The organism is uncultured Legionella sp. (genome assembly GCF_937871865.1).
Classification (GTDB): Bacteria; Pseudomonadota; Gammaproteobacteria; order Legionellales; family Legionellaceae; genus Legionella.
In genome coordinates this window covers 1-1325 of the sequence record NZ_CALMPD010000140.1, presented here as the reverse complement: position 1 = coordinate 1325, position 1325 = coordinate 1, and the positions used below count along the sequence as shown (strand labels likewise).

Sequence of the window (1325 nt, the reverse complement as noted above, 5' to 3'; positions counted from 1 at the left end):
GACCATGAACATTATGATCGATGTAGTTATTCAGTCAATTTGCTGCATGGTGTCCTAACAGCCTATGCAGGAAAAGAACATTTGGGATAAAACATTAAGTGATTACTTAACAAATAAATTTTCAATTAAGTTACCCGATAAAATAAATGAAATACTATCTATAAATGCTCCTATTGCGGAAAAAATGCATGAATTTTATAAAGAAATCCAGAAAGATAAGTCTACACCCTATCCATCAAATTATATGAAGGAGATGCTCGAAATACTGCGACAGAGGGAAATATTATGATTCAAATTAAAAAAATAACAGATGAACTAGCTAAAACCTTGTGTCAAACCATTACAACGGAGATACCTGAGTACTTCGGATTACCCGAAGCAAACGAGCATTATGCAATAGGTGTTACAAACCGTATAAATTTCGCTGCAAAAAAGGATGATAACTATATTGCTCTGATTTCAATAGATTTTCCCTATCCTAATAGTGCAAACATTTATTGGATGGCTGTAAGACGTGATTTTCACCGCCAAGGTGTTGGGAAGCAATTAATAGATGCAGCTTGTCATTTTGCTGTAACGCAAGAAGCTAAAACCATAACTGTTGAAACACTGAGTCCATCTGAATTAGAAGAGAATTATCTTAAAACGTATCGGTTCTATCAGTCGGTTGGTTTTAAAGCTCTGTTTGATTTAAAACCCGCTGGATATGAGTGGAATATGGCATATATGATGAAACAGCTTGAACCTTTAGCAATAAACCAACAGGCAATTTTTATCAAAGCGCTGACATTATCAGATATCGCCTATCTGGTCGATGCTTTTCAAAAAGCAAATTGGCAAAAACCTGCGTCGTTATTTGAAAAGTATTACCAAGAACAACAACAGGCTGAGCGAGTCGTATGGTTGGCTTGCATTCAAGACCAAATCGCCGGCTATGTTACGCTAAAATGGGCATCACCCTATGAACCCTTTGCACATAAAAAAATCCCAGAAATTATGGACTTAAATGTCTTACCTTCTTTTCGAAAATTGGGGATAGGAAGTACCTTATTAACAATCCCTGAAGAAAAAGCAGCAAGTCAGAACTCACATGTAGGTCTTGGAGTTGGCTTATATGGTGGACAAGATGGGGGTTATGGACAGGCGCAACGACTCTACATCAAACGCGGCTATATTCCTGATGGGTTGGGAGTCACTTATGACTATAAACCAGTTGCTCCAGGAAAAATGGTTTGTTTGGATGATGATTTGATATTATGGTTTACCAAAAGGGTGGTTTTTATAAACGGTTAGAGTAATTTAAGAAGCCAGAGACTTCACACTGA

At 37.1% G+C, this 1325-nt stretch carries 1 protein-coding gene; it reads left to right on the top strand.

Features of this window, described 5'->3' with window-relative positions; all coding sequences use genetic code 11:
* The first annotated feature begins 285 nt into the window (after positions 1-285).
* Complete coding sequence (locus Q0495_RS07345; RefSeq protein WP_298624537.1) at positions 286-1293, top strand: GNAT family N-acetyltransferase; 1008 nt, start codon at positions 286-288, stop codon at positions 1291-1293.
* Positions 1294-1325 lie beyond the last annotated feature (32 nt).